Genomic DNA, 19387 nt, shown 5'->3' on the forward strand with positions numbered 1-19387 from the left:
CTCCAATTTCTCCGATACGCTGCCAATGTGAAGCCCCGCGCGAACGGGTCAAGCAAAACGCGTGTCAGATCACTTCACCGTGACCGTGCCAGCATGGCCAGACGAATCATCGCACGTTCGACCAGTGCCATGGCGGGCGCGGTTTGCCCCGCGGACCTCAGCGACAGGTCGGTATCGGTCAGAACAGTTAGGGCGGTTTCCAGCCTGTGTGCACCCCAGCCCTGCGCCTGTCGCAGGATGCGATCGCGCCGCTTGCCATAAACAGGGGGGCGCAGCTTGCCGATTCCCTGCGCCGCTCCGCCCGGATCCGAGGCACAGGCGTAAAGCGTGCGAAAATGGCGGGTCGCGCCAATGCACAGGCTGACGGCGTTTGTGCCCTGTGCCTGCAGCCGCCGGATCAGCGGGCCGATTTCCCCGGCCTGACCTTCGGCCACGACATTCAGAACGTCGTCCAGCGCCGCTTCGTTGGAGCGTGGCGCGCAGGCGTCGATATCGTCGATCGTCAGCTCGGATGTATCGCCGCGCTTGTACAGTGCCAGCTTTTCAACCGTTTGCGCAAAATCACCCGGGCTCAATTCCCCGGCCAGATCGGTCAATGCCGACATAGCATCGCGCGGGATGCTCTGTAATCCGGCCGCTGACAATGTCCGCTCGATTTCGGCGCGCGAGGGCGGGTCGTCGTAAATCCCGACGGCATAAGCGATTGGATGTGCCTCAAACGCCTTGCGAATCTTGGACGTCGGTTTCAGTTGCCCGGCTGTAACGATGATCTGGGCATCTCCCGGCGCCCATTCCTCCAGCGCGTTCAGGATCGCCTGAGCCGCGGCTTCACCGGCATCTTCGACAAAGGCTGCTCGCGGACCGGGAAAAAACCCAACAGCCTTGATGGCGTCCAGCAACCGGGCCGGATCACCGCGCAGGTCAGCACCGGGCATGCGGGTCAGCCGCATTTCTTCTTCGGCATTGGCACCAAGAAGGGCTGGGATGACCTGCTGCCGCTTCAACGCAACACGCATTGCGTCCGCGCCATAAATCAATAGCCCAGCCTTGTCCGCGTCCGGCTTTGCGAAATAGCCTTCGGCGTCGCGTGGGCTCAGCTTCATTCGGGCTGGCCCACCGTGGAATAAAGACGCGTTATGATGTGATCTGCCAGAATCTCCATCAGACGTCCGCGCGCATCCCGCTCGTCAGCCAATGTGTCCACGGTCGATCCTGACGCGGAATAGCCAACGAAATCCGTCACCAACCCCTTAGCCACGACGTCACCTGACGCTGCATTCTTCAAAGTGAAGTTTGCGTTTCCGGTGATTGAGTACCGGTTTGTTTCGTTCGACGTGGTGATCGCGGCGGCCCGGGTTACGGTCGCAACCCGCACATTCAGATCGTAATCCCCGCCGGAACCTGCGCTGCGTCCCAATCGCTGTTCCAGATTCTGGACCAGAAGATAGCTTTCCACATCTTTCGGCGCGGACACCGCGACGTTGCCATACAGGGCTGATCCTGCGCCACCCGGCGCATAGACCGGCTGAAACCCACAGGCGGCCAGCGCCAGCGGGAGCATCAGCAAGGTTCTGCGATCAAACGACGACATTCACGATCCGGCCCGGTACTACGATTACTTTCTTCGGTGCGGCGCCATCCAGCGCACGCTGCACAGCTTCGGTGCTGAGCGCGATTTTTTCAACCTCTGCCTTTGCCAGATCCTTCGCAACGCTGATTTCCGCGCGGCGCTTGCCGTTAATCTGGATTGGCAGAGTTACGGTGTCATCGACCAGCATGGCCTCATCCGCCACGGGCCAGGGCGCGACGGCAATAAGTCCTTCGCCACCCTGATGTGCCCAGATATCCTCGGCCAGATGGGGTGTCATCGGTGACATCAGCTGAGCCAGAGTCTTAATCGCCTGTTTTTGCGACGCAGCGCCCGCTTTCGATTTTGCCAGCGTGTTCGTAAATGCATAAAGCTTGGCGATGGCTGCGTTGAAGCCAAAGCTGTCGACCCCAAGTGTCACATCCCGGATGGTCTTGTGCATCTCGCGCAGCAGATCCTCATCCCCTTCGCCTTTCGCATCGGTGTCCATTGCGCCAATCTTGTCGCAGAGGTTCCAAACCCGGTTCAGGTGTTTGTATGCCGCTTCGGCTCCGGCGGCCGTCCATTCCACGTCGCGTTCGGGGGGCGAATCGGACAGCACGAACCACCGTGCGGTGTCGGCACCAAAGGCCGAGATGATCGAGACGGGATCGACCACGTTCTTCTTGGACTTTGACATTTTGGCCGACGGAATGATCTCGACCGCTTCGCCAGTGGCCTTGAGTTTACCATCTTCGACGTCTTCGGGCAGGTGATAGACCGGGCGCCCCTTTTCATCGCGCGTCTGATAAATCTCGTGGGTCACCATGCCCTGCGTGAACAGCGCATCGAAGGGCTCGATGGCCTTTTTCGGCAGGTGGCCGGTGATGTTCATCGCCCGTGCGAAGAAGCGAGAATAAAGCAGATGCAGGATCGCATGCTCGATACCGCCGATATACTGGTCGACATTCATCCAGTATTCAGCTTCGGCCGGATCGGTCGGTGTTGCGGCATGCGGAGCGGTGAAGCGGGCGAAGTACCAAGACGAATCGACGAACGTGTCCATCGTATCGGTCTCGCGTCTGGCCGGTGCGCCGCAGGAGGGGCAGGCACAATCGCGCCAGGTCGGATGACGGTCCAGCGGATTGCCCGGTTTGTCGAATGTGACGTCATCAGGCAGGCGAACCGGCAGATTTTCCTTTTTCTCTGGCACCACACCGCAGCTTTCGCAATGCACCACGGGAATCGGGCAGCCCCAATAGCGCTGGCGAGATAAGCCCCAGTCGCGCAGACGATATTTGGTGACGCCTTCACCCCAGCCCGCCTTTTCGGCGAATTCCACGGTTGCGTTGATGGCTTCGTCACCCGTGGTCTCGGTAAGGCCCGCAAAATGGTTTACCCAGCGCACCTTTTGTTCCTTGGGCGGTACAAAGGCGATCTTGTCCACTGGCGTTTCGTCATCCAATGCAAAGAAGGTGTCGACTACCGGCAGGCCATACTTGCGGCAGAAATCCAGGTCGCGCTGGTCATGTGCCGGGCAGGCGAAGATCGCGCCTGTTCCGTAATCCATCAGGATGAAGTTCGCGATCCAGACCGGCAGTTCCCAACTGGGGTCCAGCGGGTGTTTGACCCTGATACCAGTGTCATAGCCCAGCTTTTCGGCGGTCTCGATAGCCTCTTCAGTGGTGCCGCCCTTGCGGCATTCCGCGACGAAACTGGCAACTTCGGGGTTTTCGGCTTCAAGCTGCTTTGCAATCGGATGATCTGGCGAGATACCAACAAATGACGCACCCAACAACGTATCGGGGCGTGTCGTATAAACGGTGATCGGCTCACCGCCATCGGTGCGTTCGAACGAGAATTGCAGTCCGCGTGACTTGCCGATCCAGTTCTCCTGCATCAGCCGCACCTTGGCGGGCCAATTCTCAAGCGTGTCCAATGCCGAAAGCAACTCTTCCGACATCGAGGAAATATTAAAGAACCACTGTGTCAGTTCCCGACGCTCCACCAGCGCGCCTGACCGCCAGCCGCGGCCGTTTTCAACCTGTTCGTTGGCCAGAACGGTCATGTCGACCGGGTCCCAGTTCACGACGGCGTTCTTGCGGTAAACCAGCCCGGCATCAAGCATATCCAGGAACAATGCCTGCTGCTGACCGTAATATTCCGGATCACAGGTGGCGAATTCGCGGGACCAGTCGATCGATAAGCCCAGCGGCTTCATCTGCCCGCGCATGTCGGCGATATTACCGTATGTCCACTCTTTTGGATGGCCACCGATCGCCATAGCTGCGTTTTCCGCGGGCATCCCGAACGCATCCCATCCCATCGGGTGCAGCACGTTGTGGCCCGTGGCCAGCTTGTACCGTGCGATCACGTCACCCATCGTATAGTTGCGCACATGTCCCATATGGATGCGCCCGGAAGGATACGGGAACATCTCGAGCACATAGTATTTCGGCTTGTCCGCTTGCCGTGTGGCGGTGAAGATTCCGGCCTTGTCCCAGGCCTCCTGCCATTTTGCTTCGATTTCGTTGGCGGAATAGCGAGACATCTTACGGTCCTTCGTGAATGAAAACGCCGGGCGGTGGCCCGGCGTGGTGATAATTCGAATTGGCGCGGGTTGCTAGAGTTTGTCGTCCTGAACGCGTAGCTGGCGTGCGCGGGACAGAATCGCATCCTCGACCGCGCGGGCAGTTGCTGCACTTACGGGCGCACCACCGCTGGTTTGCAGCGAAACGTTCAATGACCGCGCCTCTAGGGCGGGGTCCCTTATATGAACTGTGGCTCGATAAGACCGTCCGCCACCCGGCGGTCTGCCGTAACCTGTTACGATCACACCGGTAAACGGATCGACCTCTTGTACGGGCAAAAAGCTGAGAACATCCAGCGAGGCCGCCCAAAGGTAACGGTTCACATTGCCGGTCTGTTCGGACCTGTCCGGGCCGAACACATCCCAAATCGATGACTTCTCATAGTCTTGCGCGGCAGATTCGCGGTTGTTTGAGACAATACCGTCATTAGTTGGCGGAGCGTCCGCAACACTGATTCCGGCGCCGCGATTGCCGCAGGCGGTAAGGCCAAGTCCCATGGTCAGGAACAATGTGACGATTAGGGTCTTTTGAATGTTCATTCGTGGCTCCCGCCGTGCTGTGCGTGCAGAAGTCCTACAAAAGCGTGCTGATATGGGCAAGTCCGTATCCTGCAAAGGATGTTTCAAAAGACCGGGATCATTGATCGGCGGTGACTTGCCAGTGTGGCAAAGCTGCACCATCCCGCACGACTTTGCGCCACAGCTGCGTCTGACGCTTGCCAAATCAGGGGTGAAAAAGCGAAACCCCTGTCCATACCCACGCCGGATGATCCGGTTTGGGCATGTGAATAGAAACCGAGGGAAGCAAAATGAAAAAAGTTCTCTTCGCAACGACTGCGCTGATCGCGACCGCAAGCGTCGCAGCCGCAGACGTTCGCCTCAGCGGTTACGGCCGCTTCGGTCTGGATTACAACGACGGCAACTCCAGCGACGTTACTGATCCGAACTTCAACGGCGTCAGCGAGACCAACATCACCAGCCGTCTGCGTCTGCAGTTCGACATGTCGGCAGAAACCGACTCGGGTGTTGCGTTTGACGCTCGTTTCCGTGCACAGGCTGAAAGCCGTGACAACCGTCCGGGTGGCGCAACCTTCAACGGTGCACGCTTTGGCGTTGTATACGAAGGCTTCCGCCTGAACGTCGGCAACATCATCGGTGCTGTTGAAAACATGCCCGGTCTGTACCTCGAAACCCGCACCGCCGGTATCGGCATCGACGGCGCTGGCTTCGTATCGGTTGTTGCTAACGTCAGCGACGAATCGTTCAACTGGGACGCATACTCGTCGGCAGGCGTTGGCGCCAACGGCGTTGAAGCACTGTACTCGGCAGGCGGCTTTGTTGGTCACATTTCGTACTCGACCGACAACGACATCCTGACCCCCGGTGGCACCGTCATCCCTGGCGAAGACCGCGCAGCCATCATGCTGACCTACTCCTGGGAAGGCTTCACCTTCTCGGGTGCTTACCAGGACAGCGGCAACCTTTGGGAAGACAAAGGCGTACTGGCAGTTGCTTATGACTCGGGCAGCTGGGGTGCACGCGTTGCTTATGCCGACAACGACGGCATCGGCAAATGGGGCCTGTACGGCAACGTTGACATCGGCGCAGCTTCGAACCTGCTGCTGTTCGTCACCGACGAAGACGCAGTTTCGGCAACCGACGTTGCAGCTGGTCGTACCGACAACACCGACGCAACCGGCATCGGCACCGAAGGCACCTCGTACGGTATCCACTACTCGTACGACCTGGGTGGCGGCGCATCGTTCGAAACCGGCTACCGCCGCGCGTCGAACGACAACGACACCTTCCAGGCTGGTGTGTACTTCAGCTTCTAAGCTGTACACCGCTTGACGGTATCAAATTGGGGCAGGTCTTCGGACCTGCCCTTTTCTTTTTCGTCCGGTTGGTGTTTTCCTGCGCTGACAATGCAAGCCGAGGAACCAGATGCCGCTGCAAGACATCACCGCCCGCATAGCCACCGCTGAAAAAGCGGCTAACCGCCCCACCGGATCGGTTAAACTGATTGCGGTGTCCAAAGTTCAACCCAATGAACGGGTCGAGGCGGTTCTGGAACAGGGGCACCGTTGTTTCGGCGAAAACCGCGTGCAGGAGGCGGCCGGTAAATGGCCAACCTTCATGGAGCGCTTTGATGACATCGATCTGCACCTCATCGGTCCCTTGCAGACCAACAAGGCGCGGCAGGCGATGGAACTGTGCAACGCCATCCACTCACTGGATCGCCCGAAACTGGCAAAAACCCTTGCGCGTCTGGCGCAAGAGATCGGCAACTGCCCGGAACTTTTCATTCAGGTCAATACCGGTGAAGAAGAGCAGAAGGCCGGTGTCACGCCCGCAGATGCAGACGCCTTCATCGCGGAATGTCGCGAGATGGATTTGCCTATTCGCGGCCTGATGTGCATTCCTCCGGTGGAAGAAGAGCCATCACTTCATTTCGCTCTGCTGGGAAAAATTGCCGCGCGCAACGGTTTGGACGGCCTGTCCATGGGAATGAGCGGTGATTTTGAATCGGCCATTGCGCTTGGCGCGACCCATGTTCGGGTCGGATCGGCCATCTTTGGCGAGCGGGTCAGGCCGCTGGAATGATCAATCTCGTCCCCTGACCGATCCGCGCGGCAATCCAGTGCAGATGATCGCGGCGAAACGCAACGCACCCTTCGGTCGGATAGCCGGGCCGCCGCCACTGATGCACAAAAATTGCCGACCCCCGTCCGCGCACGGCGTTTGGCCAGTTCCAGTCGGTAATCAGCACCAGATCATATAGCGGATCCGCCCGACGTAACTTTTCGTGGCTAAAGGCATAGGGCGCACGAACCAGATGGTTATAGCCATCATCCGCCATGTCGTCCGACCACAGATCTGAGGGGCCGACAGGACATGCCCAGGATGTGGGCGGGGCGATCCGATCAGGGCGATACAGCATCCCCACGATTCGGTGCGTACCGGTTGGCGTCGCCCCATCCCCCTCGCGCTTGTCGTTGCTCAATCCGCCTTTGCCGATTGAGCAGGGGAAAACCCGGCCCCGAAACCGCACTCCGAGGGGCGTCAGAACCAGATCCTCTGGCGTCACAACAAATGGCCCGACTTGGCGGCTTTGGTCGCCAGATACCCTTGATTATGTGCAGTTTCTCCGACCTTAAGGGGTACACGTTCTGTCACGGCGATGCCGGTACGTTCCATCATCGCGATCTTGGCGGGGTTGTTCGTCAGCAACCGCACCGACTTGAAACCGAGCGATTTCAGAATGTCCGACCCCAGCCTGAAATCTCTTTCATCATCTTCAAAACCAAGGCGATGGTTGGCTTCAACCGTGTCAAATCCCTGATCCTGCAGGAAATAGGCCCGCATCTTGTTGGCCAGCCCGATCCCGCGTCCTTCCTGATTGAGGTACAACAGCACTCCGGCACCCTCTGTACCCATCTGGGCCAATGCGCCCCGCAATTGCGGGCCGCAATCACATTTCAGGCTGCCCATCAGGTCCCCCGTAAAACAGGCCGAGTGCAGACGCGCCAGAACCGGCTTGTCGCGATCCGGACGACCGATTTCGACGGCATAGTGTTCTTCGCCGCCGTCTTCGGGTCGGAACACATGCAGCCGCCCGGCTTCCGACACCTCCATCGGCAGGCGCGCGGCGACGACCGGGTGCAGGGGGCTGCGGTCGGCCAGATGTGGCGCGGCCTGAGCATGGCTGATGCATGTCAGCCCGTGTTGGGCAGCAAATGTCGGAGCGTTTTCCAAAGCCAGTACCAGCGCGGCTGGCAGCAAACGGGCCGATTTGGCCACCCGGATCGCCATGCGGTGCAGGCTGGCACTGCCATTGCGCTCGGTCATCAACGGGCCCTTCATGGGCGCGTTCAGGTCGTCCGACGGGTCGGCGACTGCCTGTACCCACGCCATGTCCGCATCCGCCGGAACCATCACCCGGGCCAGATCGCCGTCATAGGCGCGGGCTTTCAACGTTTCCGCCCGGCGCCCGGTGATTGCCACCACCAGCTCATCACCAAGCGCGCGCAGATCAGCTAGTCGCTGCGCGCTTAGGGTTTCGGCGGACAGCGCCAAAACCCCGGAACCGCTGTCATCGGACAGCACGACCGGTACGCCCATGCGCAGATCAGCCCGCGCGCGGGCCAGCAGTTCGGTGATATCCGGGAAAAGACTCATGTATGTTATCCTGTAACGTTCGGCGACTTTCCTAATCCTTTGCGATGCAAATGTGAAACATTTCCTCCGCATCGGACACGAGGGCGTGAGAGCATTGCAGTAAAACTTGCCGAATGCGTGTAGCGCGCTCAAGTGAGGAAAAAGCTTTGGAGGACCGGGACATGGCTCAACTCAAGAAAATCCTGTTGGTGGACGACGACGAGGATCTGCGCGAAGCGCTAAGCGAGCAACTTGTGATGACCGAGGATTTCGACGTGTTCGAAGCGTCGGATGGTCAAAGCGCGATGGAGCGTGCTCGCGAGGCGATTTATGATCTGGTCATTCTGGATGTGGGCCTGCCCGATACCGACGGGCGCGAACTGTGCCGACTGATGCGCAAACAGGGTGTAAAAAGCCCGATCCTGATGCTGACCGGCCACGACACCGACGCCGATACGATTCTGGGTCTGGATGCGGGTGCAAATGATTATGTCAGCAAACCCTTCAAGTTTCCGGTCCTGCTGGCCCGCATTCGCGCCCAGCTGCGTCAGCACGAACAATCCGAAGACGCGGTCTTTGCGCTTGGTCCGTACACGTTCAAGCCGGCGATGAAGATGCTGATCACCGAAGATGACCGCAAGATTCGCCTGACCGAGAAGGAAACCAACATCCTCAAGTTCCTGTACCGATCTACCGATGGTGTGGTCGCCCGCGATGTGCTGCTGCATGAGGTGTGGGGCTACAACGCCGGTGTCACGACCCACACGCTGGAAACGCACATCTACCGTTTGCGGCAGAAAATCGAGCCCGACCCCTCGAATGCGCGCCTTTTGGTCACAGAATCGGGTGGATATAGGCTGGTGTCGTAACTGGATGTGGATTGACTTGGATCAAAGTGATACTCTGTAGGTATATTTAGGTTACTCCCAACCCGTGCATGTCCGGGCAATGACATGCACCTCCCTGTTGGACTGCCGGGCCATTGGCCCGGCCTTTTTTTGCCAGACCGCGCTGTCGATGTCCGTCAGGTGCCATTCCAGCGATCTTCGTACTCTCCCAGCAAACGGGACATATCCCGAAGCGATGCAAACAGCCGGGCATAAACGTCCCGAGACAACTTGGGCTTGCTGTCGTCCAACACCTGTAAAAGGTCGGCCACGCCCGAGGCGAAGATATCGCATACCAGATTGTCAACGACCGTTGGAACCGGGGTCCAGATGTTTTCCTGATCGTAGTAAGCCGCTGGCAGAGGTTTGTCATCATTCATGGGGTGACCTCTTTCTGTTCCCGGCACACTTGGGGTCGGGAACAGAGCTGACAAGCCCGTTGGCAGGAAGTCACAAGAGATTGGCGATCTTTGTAAAAAAACTTGGGGTGGGCAAAAGTGCCCCCCAGCTTATTCGGTTCCCTTTCGATCCGCACAATCTGGAAAATCGCCTTACCGAATGCGGATCAAGCCAAACTGTCTGGGTCGTCTTTTTCTCGTGGCACGCTGTCTCTGCCCGCGCTAGGTTGCGCCAACCGCGACAAAGGAAATCCGCCATGCCCTTTACCCTTGCCACCTGGAACATCAATTCGGTCCGTTTGCGTGAGCCCATCGTATTGAAACTGTTGCAGGAAGAGGCGCCGGATGTCCTGTGTCTGCAGGAGTGCAAATCCCCGGTCGAAAAAATCCCGACCGAAGCATTTGCGGCGCTGGGATATACCCACATGATTGCGCGGGGGCAAAAAGGCTACAATGGCGTCGCCATCCTGTCCCGACTGCCCATCGAGGATGTGGGCGACAAGGATTTCGCAGGCCTTGGCCACGCCCGCCACGTTGCTGGTCGGCTGGAAAACGGCGTGACCATCCAGAACTTCTATGTCCCGGCTGGCGGGGATGTGCCTGATCGCGAGGTGAACGAGAAATTCGGCCAGAAACTCGACTACCTCACCGATATGCGCGACTGGTTTCATGCTGAAAAGCCCGAAAAATCCATTCTGGTTGGCGATCTGAACATCGCCCCGCGCGAAGATGACGTCTGGTCGCACAAGCAGTTGCTCAAGATCGTGTCGCACACCCCGATCGAGGTTGAACATCTGGGCGAGACACAGGATGCGGGCGGCTGGGTCGACATCACGCGGCAGGACATTCCCGAAGGGCAGCTTTACAGCTGGTGGTCCTATCGCGCGCGGGATTGGGACGCGGCGGACAAGGGGCGGCGGCTGGATCATGTCTGGGCCACGCCGGACATCTCGAACGCGGGCCATTCCAGCCGGATCGTGCGGGACGCACGCGGCTGGGAAAAGCCCAGTGACCACGCCCCCGTTTTCGCAACCTTCGACCTTTGATCAAACCGCAAGCCCAAACTCTGCTCTTGGTTTCCTGATCAAGCAGTTGCATATAGGGCGCTAGTTCGAACCGGAGAATATATGCCATGGACCTTCTGAACGGTGCAGCCAGCCCCGACGCCGCCGACCTGATCAAGGACTCATCCGAGGCCACCTTCATGGCCGATGTGGTCGAGGCATCGCAGGACATTCCGGTGATCGTGGATTTCTGGGCACCGTGGTGCGGCCCGTGCAAGACGCTGGGTCCATTGCTGGAAGAGGCAGTGACCGCCGCCAAAGGCGCGGTGAAGATGGTCAAGATCAATGTGGACGAGGCACAGATGATCGCCTCGCAAATGCGGGTCCAGTCGATTCCGACCGTCTATGCATTCTACAAGGGTCAGCCGGTTGACGGTTTTCAGGGCGCGCTGCCCGGTTCCGAAATCAAGGCGTTCGTGGATCGCGTGATCGAGGCCGCAGGCGGCGAAAGCCCGGGCGGTCAGCTGGACGATGCCGTTCAGGCCGCCGAGGAAATGCTGTCCGAGGGCGCTGCGGTCGATGCGGCCCAGACCTTTGCGGCCATTCTGGGCGAAGAACCGAACCATGCGGCCGCTTATGGCGGTCTGGTACGGGCTCATATCGCGCTTGGTGATCTGGATCAGGCCGAAGCGATTCTAAACGGTGCACCGACGGAAATTTTGACGTCAGCCGAAGTTGAGGCGGCTCATGCGCAGTTGGAACTGGCCAAACAGGCCGCTGATGCTGGCCCGGTGGCCGAGCTTTCGGCAACGGTCGAGGCCGACCCTGACAACCATCAGGCCCGGTTCGATCTGGCGCAGGCTCTGCACGCCAATGGCAACATCGAGGATGCGGTGGCGCAGCTGCTGGAACTGTTCCGTCGCGACCGTGAATGGAACGACGGTGCGGCCAAGGCGCAGCTGTTCACGATCTTTGACGCGCTCAAGCCCAATGACCCGATTGTTCTGAACGGTCGACGCAAGCTCAGCTCGATGATATTTGCCTAATTCCGGATCGGGGCTACACTCGGGTATATGATGCATCCCGCTGATTTGCCGGACACGGTGTCCGTGTTTCCTTTGCCAGGGGCGCTTTTGCTGCCCCGTTCACGCCTGCCGCTGCATATATTCGAACCGCGATATCTGCAGATGCTGGATGACGCCCTGAAAACACAGGAGCGTCTGATCGGTATGGTTCAGCCCAATCCCTGTCAAAGCAGTGATGACAAGCTGCATCAGATCGGGTGTGCGGGACGTGTCACGCAGTTTTCTGAAACCGAAGACGGCCGATATCTGATCACGCTGACCGGTATTTCCCGGTTCCGCATCCGTTCGGAACTGGACAGTTTCACGCCATATCGGCGCTGTTCAGTGTCCTGGGACGGGTTTGATCGGGATCTGGGCAAGGCAGAGGCGGATGATAGCCTGGACCGGATGCGCTTTTTGCACCTGCTCGAGCGTTTTTTCTCGTCCCGTCAGCTTTCGACGGACTGGGACACGCTGAAAGATGCGGATGACGAATTGCTGGTCAACTCTCTGTCCATGCTGCTGGAGTTCGACCCCGAAGACAAACAGGCGCTGCTTGAGGCACCCTGCCTGAGAACCCGGCGCGAGACGCTGGTCACCCTGATCGAGTTCTCCCTGCGCGGTGGCTCAAACGAGGAAACCCTGCAATGACCGAACCTAATCCCGCCTTCGACCGTCACATGCTTGAGGCGCTGATTTGCCCGCAGACCCATTCGACCCTCCACTATGACGCCGAAAAGCAGGAACTGGTCTCGAAAGCCGCCGGTCTGGCCTTTCCGATCCGCAACGGTATTCCGGTCATGCTGGTAGATGAGGCGCGGGAACTGGACTAGATTTCGCGGCCTTGCAGCAGTTTGGGTAAATCGCCAGTCAGGCCCGCCGCCTCGCGCACAAAGCCGCGCCGCAGACCGGGCAGGGATCCCACGATACCCATGCCGATATCCCGGCCAAGTCGCAATATCGGGTTGTCGTTGGAAAACAGCCGGTTGAATACATCCGTCGCCATCGCCAACGAGGCGGTGTCGAACCGACGCCATTCCTGATACCGCTCAAGCACGAGGGTTGATCCGATATCCTCGCCACGCCGGCCCGCTAGTGTCAGCACTTCGGCCAGCGCGCCCACATCCCGCAGACCCGCGTTCAGGCCTTGCCCCGCAATCGGGTGCATACCATGCGCGGCGTCTCCGACCAGTGCCAGCCTGTCAGCTACAAAGGAATTGGCGATGGTCAGGTTCAGCGGATAGGTGAACCGGTCGCCTTCAAGATTGATTTCGCCCAGGAAATCGCCAAAACGCGGCCGCAGAACCTGCATGTAATCTGCCTCGGGCATGGCGTTGATACGCTGCGCCATCTCGGTGCGTTCACTCCAGACGATGGAGCTGCGATTGCCGGTCAGCGGCAGGATTGCCAGCGGTCCGGGCGGCATAAAGAACTGATGTGCGACGCCATGATGGGGCAATTCATGCGCGATGGCACAAACCAGTGCTGTTTGCCCGTACTCCCAGCCGGACCGCTTGATCCCGGCACGCGTCGCCGTGCCGCTTCGGCGGCCATCGCAACCCACCAGAACCTGTCCACGCAGTTCGGTTCCGTCATCGAGCGTCACGGCCACACCTGAAACATCGACCATTTGCGCGACTACGGTCCTGCCGCTGAGCTGCGTGATACCGGGTTCACTGGCCATCGCCTCCAGAAACGCGCGACGCAGGTGGCGGTCCTCGACCATGTAGCCCATCGGGCCTTCTTCGATTTCGGCATGATCGAAATGCATAAAAAACGGAGACGGGCCAGCCCCTGCATGGCCGTCCGTCACCTTGATCTCGAGCATCGGTTGCGCGTTCCCGGCCACCGCATCCCAGACGCCTATGGCCTTCAGCAACCTCTGCGAGGCCAGCGCCAGCGCATAGGCACGTCCGTCAAAGGCCGCATCCTTGCGCACCTGTTCGGCCAGTGCGTCGACCACCGTAACGGAATGCCCCGTCCGGGCCAGTGCCAGCGCCAGGGCAGGGCCGTTCAGGCCGCCGCCTACAATCAGAATATCCGATGCCTTTTCCATGGGGTGCAATATGCGCGCCCTTTCGGGATTGTCCATGTGCGGTCCTGTCGCTACCGTCTCCGAAACTGCAAAATCGGGGGAGGGTGTGATGCAGGACTGGTTGACGATGACAGCATGCGATCTGGGCCGCGGCATCGGTATGGGCCAGATCGATCCGGTCGAACTGACGGAAACCTATCTTGCGGCGATTGACGCGCATCCGCATCGCGACCGCATTTATGCCCGCGTCACCCATGACCGCGCTCGCGCCGAAGCCCGTGCCGCACAAAAGCGGGCCGAGCTGGGCCTGCGCCGTTCTCTGCTGGACGGCGTTCCGATCAGCTGGAAAGACCTGTTTGATACTGCCGGAATCGCAACTGAATCCGGTTCGGCCCTGCTGAAGGACCGCGTGCCCGAAGCGGATGCCGTTGTGGTTCGTAACGCGACAGAAATGGGCACCGTCTGTCTGGGCAAGACCCACATGAGCGAACTGGCCTTTTCCGGGCTAGGCCTGAACCCCATCACCAACACTCCGCCTTGTATCAATGACGAAGCGGCAGTTCCCGGGGGCTCATCCTCGGGTGCAGCGGCATCGGTGGCCTGGGGGCTGGCGGCCTGTGGCATCGGGTCCGACACCGGCGGATCAGTCCGCATTCCGTCGGCCTGGAACGATCTGGTCGGCCTGAAAACTACCGCCGGACGTATAAGTCTTGAAGGGGTCGTGCCCCTCTGCCTGCGGTTTGACACGGTTGGTCCGTTGACCCGGTCGGTCGAGGACGCAGCCCAGATGTTGGCACTGCTGGAGGGCGGCGCCCCCGCTGATCTGCGTGGTGCAACGCTGAAAGGTCGCCGGTTCGCAGATTTGCAAAACGTGGCCAAGGACGATCTGCGCGATGCACCGGGCAAGGCCTATGACGAAGCCTTGCAGCGCTTGCGGGAAGCCGGCGCCGAGATCGTGCCGCTCGAGGTGCCCGAACTGAACGAAGCCATGGGTCTTTCTGGCACGCTTTACACGACCGAAGCCTACGGATTGTGGGGCGATGTGATCGAGGCAAACCCCGACGCGATGTATCCCGAGATACTCGAACGGTTCCGCGCAGGCAAAGACGTTTCCGGCCCTGACTATGTGGCCGCTTGGTCCAAGCTCAAGGCGTGCCGTGGCGCGTGGGATGCCGCCACTGCGGGGTTTGACGCGGTGCTGGCCCCAACCGCACCGATCATGCCACCGAATCTGGACCGGCTGATGACGGATCACGACTACTATGTGACCGAGAATCTGCTGGCGCTGCGCAATACGCGTATCGGCAACCTGATGGGGCTGGCGGCGCTGACATTGCCGACTTCAACACCGGGCTGCGGGCTGATGATGCTGGGTTATCCGGGGTCCGAAGAGGCCTTGTTGCGTGTCGGGGCGGCTGCAGAAAAAGCACTGGCCTGAATGCCACAATCCCCTGATTCGGAACCTCTTTGTCTGGACGAAAGTCGGCGCTGGCTGTAATCTGCTAAAAAACGGGGCGAAAATGACCCCGGTATTGAGGCAGTAGTTATGACTTTCCCCGAGCGGTTTTCGAACCTACCGGCTTATGCATTTCCGCGTCTGCGCGCCCTGCTGGATCACCATCAGCCGGGCGGCGAGGTCGTGCATATGACGATTGGGACACCCATGCACGATTTTCCGGGCTGGGTGACGGATGTCATCATGGAAAATGCTGCTGATTTTCAGGGATATCCGCCGAACGAAGGTTCAGCCGATCTGCGTGGCGCGATCACTGACTGGATCAGGTGCAGGTACGGTGTCGCGCTGGACCCTGAAACCAATGTCATGGCTCTGAACGGTACGCGTGAGGGCTTGTATAACGCCGCAATGGCGCTGTGCCCTGAGCAGAAAAACGGTCAGCAGCCAATTATCCTGTGCCCGAACCCGTTTTATCAGGTCTACATGGTCGCTTCGATCTCGGTCGGGGCGCAGCCGTATTTCGTGTCGGCCACTGCCGCAACGGGGCACCTGCCCGATTATGCCAGCTTGCCCGAGGATGTGCTGAACCGCACAGCAGTGGCCTATATCTGCTCGCCCGCGAACCCGCAGGGCGCGGTTGCGTCGCGTGAATACTGGGCCGAGCTGATCCAGCTGGCAGAAAAGTACGATTTCCGCATCTTCGCGGATGAGTGCTATTCCGAGATTTACCGCGACGAGGCCCCCACAGGTGTTCTGACCGTCGCACAGGAATTGGGTGCCGATCCCGAACGGATCACCCTGTTCAACTCGCTTTCGAAGCGGTCGAACCTTGCCGGTCTGCGCTCGGGCCTGATTGCCGGTGGCCCCGAGACGATCAGGCGGGTCAAACAGCTGCGGGCCTATTCCGGCGCTCCGCTGCCCGCACCGTTGCAGGCTGCCGCGGCCCGGGTCTGGGCGGACGAAGAACATGTCGCCGAAAACCGCGCGCTTTATCAGGAAAAATACACCATCGCGGATGAGGTGTTTGCAGGCGTTCAGGGCTACATGCCGCCTGAGGCCGGGTTTTTCCTGTGGCTGCCGGTGGATAACGGCGAGGAAACCGCGTTGAAGCTGTGGCAGGAAACCGGTGTCCGGGTTCTGCCGGGCGCATATCTTTCTCAGGGCGATCCGGGGCAAAACCCGGGCGAACAATTTATCAGGGTCGCCATGGTGGCCCCAAAAACAGAGATGAAGCGCGGGCTGATCACGCTCCGCGACTGCATCTATTCGTGAGGTACGAGGGCAAAATGGCATCATTGAACGCGCGCAACCGCGATCCTTTGCTGGACAGCAGCACACAGGCGGCCATCGAACGGCGCAGCAAGGAACTGATCGGTATCGGTCTGATCCTGCTTGGTCTTGCCGCTGCGGCGATGATCTGGTCCTACACGCCAGACGATCCGAACTGGATGGTTTCGACCGATGCACCGGTGCAGAACTGGATGGGCCGGATCGGCGCTTCGATCGCGGCGCCGCTGTTCATGATCGTGGGCTGGGGCAGCTGGGGTATCGCCCTGGTCCTCATTGGCTGGGGCGTACGTTTTGCCGGGCATTTTGGTGAAGAACGCGCCATCGCCCGCCTGATCTTTGCGCCGATCTGGATCGCCGTTGTCTCGGTCTATGCGGCAACGCTTGTTCCCGGTGACGCGTGGCGGGCGACGCACAGCTTTGGCCTGGGTGGTCTGTTCGGCGACACAGTGATGGGTGCGCTGCTGACGCTGTTGCCGATCTCCTCGCATTTCATGGTTAAACTGATGTCTCTGGCCATGGCTCTGGGCATGCTGGCGCTGGGTGTGTTTGTGCTGGGGTTCACCAAAACCGACGTGCAGCGTGGTTTCCGTGCCTTCCTGCTGGGGCTGGTGATGTCCTATGACATGCTGATGAACCTGCTGGGGCGCGGGGCATCTGCCACTGCGCAGGCCGCACGCGACCGTCGCGCGCAATGGGCCGAACGCAGGGCGATGCGACCAGAAGCCGCCGAGGCCGTATTCGATGACGAACTGGCCTATGCCGATGAACCCGTTTTCGAAGAACCGATGATCGAGACGCCGGAACCCGCACCCAAAACCGGCCTGCTGGCCCGCATGCCCGCCCTGATCCGCCGCCCCGAACCGATGCCCGAGCCGGAACTTGTCGATCCAGAACCCGTGCATGGTTATGACGAAATGCCGGGCGAGGATCGCATCCGTTCCAAGATTTCGGCGGCTGTGCGCAATCGCAAGGTGGCCGCGGGCGAGATGGCGCCCGAACCCGATCCCAACCGTCCGCTGACGAAGGGGCGGGGCAGGGGGCCGGACCCGCTGATTCTGAACGCCGCGCGGGCGGATGAACTGCCGCCCGAACCGCCGCTGACATCGGCCGGATTGCCGCCTGAACCTGTACTGACAGCTGAACCCATGCAGGACCGTTACGATTCCGCGACGCCTGGCTATGACGAACAGCCGGAATACGCCCAGTCTTATCAGCCGGAAGCCGACTACGACGAAGAAGAGGTGTTCGAAGACGCACCACAGCCCGCGCCGCAAGCCAAACCGGCGATGAAAATCCCCGTGGCCGAGCCGCGCAAACCTGTCGTGGCTCAGCCAATTCGCCGCAATGTAATGCCGTCGCGCCGCGCGCAGGCCGAGGCGCAGCCGGCGCTGTCTTTCGAAGAACAGCATTCCGATTTCGAACTGCCTCCTCTGGGCCTGTTGTCCAACCCGGCAGGCATCCAACGCCACCACCTCAGCGATGAGGCGCTGGAAGAAAACGCGCGGATGTTGGAAAACGTGCTGGATGACTATGGCGTCAAGGGCGAGATTGTAAGTGTACGCCCCGGTCCAGTTGTCACCATGTATGAACTGGAGCCGGCTCCGGGCCTGAAAGCCAGCCGTGTGATCGGTCTGGCCGATGATATCGCTCGGTCGATGTCCGCTTTGTCGGCACGGGTTTCCACGCTGCCGGGCCGCTCGGTCATCGGTATCGAACTGCCGAACGAAAACCGTGAAATGGTCGTGCTGCGCGAGATACTGGCCAGCCGTGACTTTGGCGACGGCAACCAGTCGCTGCCGCTGGCGCTGGGCAAGGATATCGGTGGCGACTCGGTCGTGGCGAACCTGGCCAAGATGCCCCACCTTCTGATCGCCGGTACCACCGGTTCGGGTAAGTCGGTGGCGATCAACACCATGATCCTGTCCCTGCTTTACAAGCTGACACCGGACGAATGCCGTCTGATCATGATCGACCCCAAGATGCTGGAACTTTCCGTTTACGACGGCATCCCGCATCTGCTCTCGCCTGTGGTGACCGATCCGAAAAAGGCGGTCGTCGCGCTGAAATGGGTCGTGGGCGAGATGGAGGACCGCTATCGCAAGATGTCGAAGATGGGCGTCCGCAACATCGCCGGTTACAACGGCCGGGTGAAAGATGCGCTGTCCAAGGGCGAGATGTTCAGCCGCACGGTTCAGACCGGCTTTGACGATGAAACCGGAGAACCGGTGTTCGAGACGGATGAGTTCGAGCCCAAGGCCATGCCCTATATCGTCGTTATAGTCGACGAAATGGCCGACCTGATGATGGTCGCGGGCAAAGAGATCGAGGCCTGCATCCAGCGTCTGGCGCAGATGGCGCGTGCTTCGGGCATTCACCTGATCATGGCCACGCAGCGCCCGTCGGTTGACGTGATCACCGGCACGATCAAGGCGAACTTCCCCACCCGGATTTCGTTCCAGGTCACGTCCAAGGTCGACAGCCGCACCATTCTGGGCGAGATGGGAGCCGAGCAACTGCTGGGGCAGGGTGACATGCTTTATATGGCGGGTGGCGCCAAAATCACCCGTTGTCACGGCCCGTTTGTCTCGGATGAAGAGGTTGAAGAGGTCGTCAACCATCTGAAACAATACGGCCCGCCAGATTATGTGGGTGGGGTGGTCGATGGGCCAGCCGAAGAAAAAGCTGACAATATCGACGCCGTTCTGGGCCTGAATACCGGTGGCAACACCAATGGCGAAGACGCGCTTTACGATCAGGCGGTGGCCATCGTGATCAAGGACCGCAAGTGTTCCACCTCGTACATCCAGCGCAAGCTTGCCATCGGCTATAACAAGGCCGCGCGTCTGGTCGAACAGATGGAAGACGAAGGCGTAGTTTCGCCGGCCAACCACGTCGGCAAGCGCGAAATTCTGGTGCCCGAACAGTAAGGCATTTTCAA

At 59.8% G+C, this 19387-nt stretch carries 18 protein-coding genes; 10 read left to right on the forward strand and 8 right to left on the reverse strand.

The genetic code is table 11. The features are described from left to right. Positions 1-74: 74 nt before the first annotated feature. The 4 genes from holA to ACR0D6_RS15260 all read right to left on the reverse strand — a co-directional run bounded on the left by holA (position 75) and on the right by ACR0D6_RS15260 (position 4697). Positions 75-1103 (reverse strand): DNA polymerase III subunit delta, encoded by a 1029-nt coding sequence (gene holA / locus ACR0D6_RS15245; RefSeq protein WP_480766105.1) that lies wholly within the window; start codon positions 1101-1103, stop codon positions 75-77. Beyond that, positions 1100-1591, reverse strand: coding sequence for an LPS assembly lipoprotein LptE (lptE, locus tag ACR0D6_RS15250; RefSeq protein WP_170656023.1), 492 nt, complete (start codon positions 1589-1591; stop codon positions 1100-1102). The genes holA and lptE overlap by 4 nt, the downstream gene beginning before the upstream one ends. Beyond that, a complete protein-coding gene (leuS, locus tag ACR0D6_RS15255; protein ID WP_480766106.1) occupies positions 1578-4118 on the reverse strand; it encodes a leucine--tRNA ligase in 2541 nt (846 codons plus the stop codon). Before leuS ends, lptE begins: the two co-directional genes overlap by 14 nt. A gap of 72 nt (positions 4119-4190) precedes the next feature. Further along, a complete protein-coding gene (locus ACR0D6_RS15260; RefSeq protein WP_170656019.1) occupies positions 4191-4697 on the reverse strand; it encodes a DUF3576 domain-containing protein in 507 nt (168 codons plus the stop codon). 269 nt (positions 4698-4966) lie between these two features. Here ACR0D6_RS15260 and ACR0D6_RS15265 point away from each other — a divergent pair, with 269 nt between their 5' ends. Both ACR0D6_RS15265 and ACR0D6_RS15270 read left to right on the forward strand, forming a co-directional pair. Continuing rightward, positions 4967-5992 carry a porin gene (locus ACR0D6_RS15265; protein WP_170656017.1) on the forward strand — a complete coding sequence of 342 codons (1026 nt, stop codon included), beginning with the start codon at positions 4967-4969 and terminating at the stop codon, positions 5990-5992. 109 nt (positions 5993-6101) lie between these two features. After that, a complete protein-coding gene (locus ACR0D6_RS15270; protein ID WP_480766107.1) occupies positions 6102-6761 on the forward strand; it encodes a YggS family pyridoxal phosphate-dependent enzyme in 660 nt (219 codons plus the stop codon). On the opposite strand, the gene ACR0D6_RS15275 is transcribed toward ACR0D6_RS15270, so the two are convergent. Both ACR0D6_RS15275 and ribA read right to left on the reverse strand, forming a co-directional pair. Next, positions 6745-7245: a L,D-transpeptidase family protein gene (locus ACR0D6_RS15275; RefSeq protein WP_480766108.1), complete on the reverse strand. Its 501-nt coding sequence runs from the start codon at positions 7243-7245 to the stop codon at positions 6745-6747. The genes ACR0D6_RS15270 and ACR0D6_RS15275 overlap by 17 nt on opposite strands. Then, on the reverse strand, positions 7242-8336 hold the full coding sequence (gene ribA, locus ACR0D6_RS15280; RefSeq protein WP_480766109.1) for a GTP cyclohydrolase II: 1095 nt from the start codon (positions 8334-8336) through the stop codon (positions 7242-7244). Before ribA ends, ACR0D6_RS15275 begins: the two co-directional genes overlap by 4 nt. A gap of 161 nt (positions 8337-8497) precedes the next feature. Between ribA and ACR0D6_RS15285 the strand changes: the two genes are divergently transcribed. Beyond that, positions 8498-9184: a response regulator transcription factor gene (locus ACR0D6_RS15285; RefSeq protein WP_170656011.1), complete on the forward strand. Its 687-nt coding sequence runs from the start codon at positions 8498-8500 to the stop codon at positions 9182-9184. A gap of 155 nt (positions 9185-9339) precedes the next feature. On the opposite strand, the gene ACR0D6_RS15290 is transcribed toward ACR0D6_RS15285, so the two are convergent. Continuing rightward, the gene (locus tag ACR0D6_RS15290) at positions 9340-9582 is read right to left on the reverse strand and encodes a hypothetical protein (protein ID WP_480730315.1); all 243 of its coding nucleotides are present in this window, start codon (positions 9580-9582) and stop codon (positions 9340-9342) included. A 275-nt stretch (positions 9583-9857) separates the two neighbouring features. On the opposite strand from ACR0D6_RS15290, the gene ACR0D6_RS15295 reads away from it, so the two are divergent. The 4 genes from ACR0D6_RS15295 to ACR0D6_RS15310 all read left to right on the forward strand — a co-directional run bounded on the left by ACR0D6_RS15295 (position 9858) and on the right by ACR0D6_RS15310 (position 12501). Further along, positions 9858-10646, forward strand: coding sequence for an exodeoxyribonuclease III (locus ACR0D6_RS15295; RefSeq protein WP_480766110.1), 789 nt, complete (start codon positions 9858-9860; stop codon positions 10644-10646). 86 nt (positions 10647-10732) lie between these two features. After that, positions 10733-11650 (forward strand): thioredoxin, encoded by a 918-nt coding sequence (trxA, locus tag ACR0D6_RS15300; protein WP_480766111.1) that lies wholly within the window; start codon positions 10733-10735, stop codon positions 11648-11650. A gap of 27 nt (positions 11651-11677) precedes the next feature. Beyond that, on the forward strand, positions 11678-12319 hold the full coding sequence (locus ACR0D6_RS15305) for an LON peptidase substrate-binding domain-containing protein (protein WP_170656006.1): 642 nt from the start codon (positions 11678-11680) through the stop codon (positions 12317-12319). Then, on the forward strand, positions 12316-12501 hold the full coding sequence (locus ACR0D6_RS15310) for a Trm112 family protein (RefSeq protein ID WP_170656004.1): 186 nt from the start codon (positions 12316-12318) through the stop codon (positions 12499-12501). Before ACR0D6_RS15305 ends, ACR0D6_RS15310 begins: the two co-directional genes overlap by 4 nt. Here the strand turns inward: ACR0D6_RS15310 and ACR0D6_RS15315 are convergent. Then, the gene (locus tag ACR0D6_RS15315) at positions 12498-13724 is read right to left on the reverse strand and encodes an FAD-dependent monooxygenase (protein WP_480766187.1); all 1227 of its coding nucleotides are present in this window, start codon (positions 13722-13724) and stop codon (positions 12498-12500) included. The genes ACR0D6_RS15310 and ACR0D6_RS15315 overlap by 4 nt on opposite strands. Before the next feature lie 88 nt (positions 13725-13812). On the opposite strand from ACR0D6_RS15315, the gene ACR0D6_RS15320 reads away from it, so the two are divergent. The 3 genes from ACR0D6_RS15320 (at position 13813) to ACR0D6_RS15330 (ending at position 19376) form a co-directional block, all read left to right on the forward strand. Beyond that, the gene (locus tag ACR0D6_RS15320; protein ID WP_480766112.1) at positions 13813-15141 is read left to right on the forward strand and encodes an amidase; all 1329 of its coding nucleotides are present in this window, start codon (positions 13813-13815) and stop codon (positions 15139-15141) included. A gap of 108 nt (positions 15142-15249) precedes the next feature. After that, on the forward strand, positions 15250-16431 hold the full coding sequence (locus ACR0D6_RS15325; RefSeq protein WP_480766113.1) for an aminotransferase class I/II-fold pyridoxal phosphate-dependent enzyme: 1182 nt from the start codon (positions 15250-15252) through the stop codon (positions 16429-16431). A gap of 14 nt (positions 16432-16445) precedes the next feature. Beyond that, positions 16446-19376: a DNA translocase FtsK gene (locus tag ACR0D6_RS15330; protein WP_480766114.1), complete on the forward strand. Its 2931-nt coding sequence runs from the start codon at positions 16446-16448 to the stop codon at positions 19374-19376. Positions 19377-19387 lie beyond the last annotated feature (11 nt).

It is taken from the genome of Ruegeria sp. BJ6 (genome assembly GCF_056537885.1).